The organism is Bradyrhizobium sp., from assembly GCF_019244115.1.
Classification (GTDB): domain Bacteria; phylum Pseudomonadota; class Alphaproteobacteria; order Rhizobiales; family Xanthobacteraceae; genus Bradyrhizobium.
The window spans coordinates 1-5,133 of record NZ_JAFATE010000427.1; the positions used below are offsets into that span (position 1 = coordinate 1).

Below are 5,133 nucleotides of genomic sequence, written 5' to 3' on the forward strand. Positions count from 1 at the left end.
CGGCGGCGCTACGAGGTCGTCAAGGTCTTCCTGAGCTGCATCTCGTGTTCGATGGCGGTCTTCACAGCCGGCCGCGACCGGATCCGGTCGAGATAGCTGACGAGCGACGGCCATCGGGCGACGTCGACGCCGCCGCGGCCGAGCAACAGCAGCGACCAGGCGAGATAGCCGTCCGCGACCGTAAAATGGTCGCCGACCAGAAACTCGCGTTGTGCGAGATGGTCTGCGGCAATCTGCACGCTGCCGTCGATCCGTGCGCGCGCGCTGGCTTTGGCGGCGTCGTCCTTGTACCAGAAGGTCGGAAACAGAAACGCCTTGTGGATCTCGCAGCCGACGAAGCTCAGCCACTCCTGCAGGCGATAGCGGTCCGCATGGCCCGCCGGCGGCGCGAGGCCGAGTTCCGGCTTGAGATCGGCGATGTATTGCAGCACCGCGGCGCTCTCGGTGAGCCGCTCGCCATTGTCCAGCACCAGCACCGGTACCGCGCCCTTTGGCGAAACGGCGAAGAAATCGCTGTCGTCCGCGGCCACGCGTTTTTTCCAGATATCGGCGAGATGGTAGCGCGCCTCGATACCGGCCTCCATCAGCGCGATGCGGCTGGCGAGCGAGCAGGCCATCGGCCAGAAATAGAGCTGCAGCATCATGATCTCCGCTTTTTTGCGCGCTTGCGCGGAGCATAGCGGGGCGAGGGCGGCCTTTGCGCAGGACTATTGCAGCCGGCGGCTGCAGAATTGCAGGCCGATCCACCGCCATGGTAACGTTGTGTCCATGAACTGGGACGATCTGCGCATCGTCGCCGCGGTGAGAGACGCCGGCAGCTATGCCGGGGCGAGCCGTCGCCTACGCATCGACGAGACCACGGTCGGGCGGCGCCTGCAGCGCGTCGAGCGTGCGCTCGGCGCAAAACTGTTCGAGGCGGTCGACGGGATGCGCCGGCCGACCGCGCAGTGCGACATGGTGCTGTCGCACGTTCAGACGATCGCGGGCCATGTTGCGGAAATCGAGAAGATCGGTGGGAGCGGCGCGGGCGTCGCCGGCCGGTTCCGGATCGCCAGCACCAACATGGTTGCGGAAGAATTTCTGGCGCCGCGCGCGGCCGCCTTGCTCGCGGCGCATCCCGGCCTTGGGCTGCAACTGCTCACCTCGAGCGAGAACGTGAAATTCTCCCGCTGGCAGGCCGACTTTGCCGTCCGCCTGCGCAAGCCGGACAAGGGCGACTTCACCATCTCGAAACTCGGCGAGTTCCGCCTCTATCTGTTCGAGCCGGCCGCAGAGATTGGAGCCGAGGGTGTGATCTGCGCCTATCCTGACGAGCTCGGTCCCATTCCGGAAACGCTGGTCCTGAAGGCCAGAGGATTTTCGGAGCGTGCGCGTCTGGTTACTGACAATCTCCGTGTCATCCGCACGCTGATCGCGACGCATCAGGCCGCAGGTATCCTGCCGGACTATATCTCGGCCGAACTGCTCGCCGACCGGCGTCTGCGCGCCACGCTGCTGCCGCGGCGGCGCGACGTCTGGCTCCTGGTGCAGAACCATCTGAAGCGCGATGTGGCCGCCCGCGTCGTGATCGACTGGCTGCGCGGCTGCTTCGCCGAATTGGCAAAGGCGTAAGCGTAGAATGGTAGAGCGAAAGGCGAAACCCATCAATCTCACACCGAGCTGTGATGAGTATCGTCGCGCTCAACCCCTCCTACCCACGATTGCAGATCGTCTAGGTGGGGGCATAACGATGCCGGATCCGCGGGAGTTGTCTTTCGGGCAGGTTCAATCCGCAACCTCGACGTGCCTTTGGTTCTGTGTTGTTGTCGCATGAGGCTCGATTCAGCGAGTGGACATGCCTGAGGACCGAAAGCCCGTTTCTCCGCAAAACCCCTGTCCGTTCCTGCGCGCGCTCGTAGCCGAAGGCCTGCTGAGCGACCAGTATGAGCCGCTCAAGCATCTTTCCGATACGATCCGGACGGTCGCACGAACCGGCGATGGAACGGCCGAGCTGCACGCCACACCCATCATCCTGATCGCACTGGTTGCCAATGGATTGAGCCCGCTGCAAGTGGTGCGCACGACGGTTCACGGCGTACACCTGTCGGCGCTTCGCGGCGGACCGCTCGACAAGAAGGGGGCAGGCTCCGGCATCCTCGACCAGTCCAGCCGGTTCGACCAGAGCCAGCTCGATCGCATGGCCACGTTCGGCAGCGAAAAGGTCGACGCGAACGGCAACGCCGAGATCGGCCTCAATCTGGCCGAGATCACAAAATTCATGAACGCCAATTTTGCACGCGCAAAGGGCAGGCGGCGGCTGATCGATCGCCGCCTGATGGATGGCGAATTTCCCATTCTGCTCCGCGTCATGGGCAAGCAGGGGCGCGATGCGCGCTATCTCAGCATCGCCGAGCTGAAAACCCTGTTTGCCGAGCGCCGGCTGCCGGAACGGATGCTGCGGCCGCTCGGCTAGCAGCCAAATCTGACGACCGCATCGATCCCAATCGCTGTCCATCAGCTGACAAGGCGCGCGACCACGAGAAGGAACCGGTTTTGACCGCGCGCTTCATAATTGGATCGTGGTTTTTCCGAAATTCGAAAAACGCCTGACCGGGCCTTGAGCCACCAAATCGAGGGCCGGAGTGTGAAAAATCTGTGGATACCACATTTATGCCATATTCAACCGGTGGGACAGGTTTTGGGGGAACTCGCGGCTTGAGACCACCCATCCGCGCTGAACGATCAAGCCTCGCCTCCGATGGCCCATCAAGGCCCGCTGCTCACGAGTACGACCTAGCAAAGGAGTTCGTCATGCGAGGTACAGCCAGGCAAGCCTTCGACATCAACGAGGTCGAACGCGATGTCATCCGTCAGCTCGAGAACGATATCGCCACTTTGACGCCCGCGACTGGCGACGACCCCCGTACCTATGCTCCGCCCGTGAACCGCGTCATGCCGTTGCCCGAATACGTCACCCACCGGGACGGCGTCAGCGAGATCGGAATGCTCTCGGCCGAAGCCGTCGTTCGCGAGTACGAGAACGCGGCCAAGGAGATCGAGGCCATGGGCAAGGAAACCGCGAAACGATGTGTCGAGATCACCGCGAGCGTCGTCACCATGCTCGAGGACGTGAGGACCACCGCCGCTCACTTCCGCAAGGAGGCTCAGCGCATCTTCAACGATATCGAATCCTGCTCGGCCCTCACCGAGGAGGTGCGGTCGACCTGCGATGCCCTGAAGAAGAAGATCGGCGAGTGATGCGGTAACCAAAGAGCGCGGTTTGATCGCGCCTCGTTTTCGAGGGGGTAGGTGTCTGCCGCCGGGAAACATCCCCGGCCGCTTCAGCCTGATCTTTGCGCATGGGCAATCCGAATGAGCACTTGGGATCGTGCTCAATTTGCACTGCGCCGTCGCGAGAAGCGCAAAGCTCCGACTTGTCCGCCACTCGGGAAGCGAGGCGGACGCACCACGAGACTGTGGGTCGAGACCAGAGATGTTGCACTGAGCGCGCCCTAATGAGGGAACGCGGTCAAAGCGGCTTTGTTGCCCTGCAGGGGCTGATCAAAGCTAGAAAGCTGAAATATGAATAGCGATGCAAGGATTGCCTCGAGCAAGGTGCCCGAGGTCACACTCGTCTTCTGGATCATCAAGATCGCGGCGACCACGCTGGGCGAAACGGGCGGCGACACCGTGACGATGACTTTGAGCTGGGGTTACCTCGCAGGAACAGCGTTGTTTCTAGGGGTTCTGGTGGTCTTGGTCGCTAGTCAAATCCTGGTGAAGAAGTTTCACCCGTTCCTCTACTGGGCGACCATCGTTGCTTCTACGACGTTCGGCACGACAATGGCGGACTTCGCGGATCGCTCTCTAGGGATCGGGTATCTCGGAGGCTCGTTGGTCTTGTTGGCCAGCCTCATTGCAGTGCTTGGCCTTTGGTATTGGTCGCTCGGCTCCATATCGGTGGATAACGTGAACACACCGACGGCGGAAATATTTTACTGGGCAGCCATCACATTTTCTCAGACCCTGGGAACGGCGCTGGGCGATTGGATGGCTGACTCGGCGGGACTTGGCTATGAAGGCGGAGCGGTGATTTTCGCTGCTGGCTTGGCCATCCTCGCTGCAGCCTACTGCTGGACGAACGTTTCCAGAGTGACGCTCTTCTGGTCGGCATTCATCTTGACGCGACCCTTGGGCGCAACCATAGGCGATTTCCTCGACAAGCCGGTAAACCATGGAGGACTGGCGTTAAGCCGTCCCCTTGCTTCAGCTGTCATTGCAGCATTCATTGTCGCTTGTTTATTGCTGCTGCCGCAACGGGCCGGCCAACATCCGGGCCAGCCTGAAGCGGTCTCCCGACTAACGAGCTAGATCGTCGAATGTCGAAATGGGCGTATCGTGGTGAGGTCTGGGATGATCTCAATCCGGATATTTCCCACGGCCTTGCGGGGCAGCGTGAACAAACAAAAAGGGCGCGGTCTGCACCGCGCCCTTTGTGTTTCGTGTGAGAGGCCGGACCCTTAGAAATCCATGCCGCCCATGCCGCCGCCCGGAGGCATTGCGGGGCCGGCCGCCTGCTTCTTCGGCAGCTCGGCGACCATGGCTTCGGTCGTGATCAGCAGCGCCGCCACGGAGGAGGCGTTCTGGATCGCGGTGCGCACCACCTTGGTCGGGTCGATGATGCCCTTGGTGACCAGGTTGACGTACTCGCCGGTCTGGCTGTCAAAGCCATAGGCGTACTGGTCCTTCTCCAGGATCTTGCCGACGATGACGGAGCCGTCCTCGCCCGCATTGATCGCGATCTGGCGGGCCGGCGCCGACAGCGCCTTGCGCACGATCTCGATGCCGGTCTTCTGGTCGTCGTTCTTGGCGCGCAGACCCTTGAGCCCGTCGATGGCCCGGAGCAGGGCGACGCCGCCGCCTGGCAGAATGCCTTCCTCGACCGCGGCGCGGGTCGCATGCATCGCGTCATCAACGCGGTCCTTGCGCTCCTTCACCTCGACCTCGGTCGCGCCGCCGACGCGGATCACCGCGACGCCGCCCGCGAGCTTGGCCAGACGCTCCTGCAGCTTCTCGCGGTCGTAGTCCGAGGTGGTCTCCTCGATCTGCGCCTTGATCTGCTGCACGCGCGCCTCGATGTCGGCCTTCTTGCCG

At 62.4% G+C, this 5,133-nt stretch carries 6 protein-coding genes; 4 read left to right on the forward strand and 2 right to left on the reverse strand.

Annotation, left to right across the window (positions count from 1 at the left end; all coding sequences use genetic code 11):
• Positions 1-8 precede the first annotated feature (8 nt).
• Positions 9-641 carry a glutathione binding-like protein gene (locus JOZ76_RS18780; RefSeq protein WP_291700632.1) on the reverse strand — a complete coding sequence of 211 codons (633 nt, stop codon included), beginning with the start codon at positions 639-641 and terminating at the stop codon, positions 9-11.
• A 127-nt stretch (positions 642-768) separates the two neighbouring features.
• On the opposite strand from JOZ76_RS18780, the gene JOZ76_RS18785 reads away from it, so the two are divergent.
• The 4 genes from JOZ76_RS18785 (at position 769) to JOZ76_RS18800 (ending at position 4,350) form a co-directional block, all read left to right on the forward strand.
• Positions 769-1,611 carry a LysR family transcriptional regulator gene (locus JOZ76_RS18785; RefSeq protein WP_291700634.1) on the forward strand — a complete coding sequence of 281 codons (843 nt, stop codon included), beginning with the start codon at positions 769-771 and terminating at the stop codon, positions 1,609-1,611.
• A 223-nt stretch (positions 1,612-1,834) separates the two neighbouring features.
• Positions 1,835-2,452, forward strand: a complete 618-nt coding sequence (locus tag JOZ76_RS18790) for a hypothetical protein (protein ID WP_291700636.1) — start codon at positions 1,835-1,837, stop codon at positions 2,450-2,452.
• 338 nt (positions 2,453-2,790) lie between these two features.
• Positions 2,791-3,237, forward strand: coding sequence for a hypothetical protein (locus JOZ76_RS18795; protein WP_291700638.1), 447 nt, complete (start codon positions 2,791-2,793; stop codon positions 3,235-3,237).
• Positions 3,238-3,561: 324 nt separating this feature from the next.
• A complete protein-coding gene (locus tag JOZ76_RS18800) occupies positions 3,562-4,350 on the forward strand; it encodes a COG4705 family protein (RefSeq protein WP_291700640.1) in 789 nt (262 codons plus the stop codon).
• A gap of 149 nt (positions 4,351-4,499) precedes the next feature.
• Here JOZ76_RS18800 and JOZ76_RS18805 read toward each other — a convergent pair.
• Positions 4,500-5,133: TCP-1/cpn60 chaperonin family protein (locus JOZ76_RS18805; RefSeq protein ID WP_291700642.1), on the reverse strand; the 634-nt coding region annotated here is incomplete at its 5' end.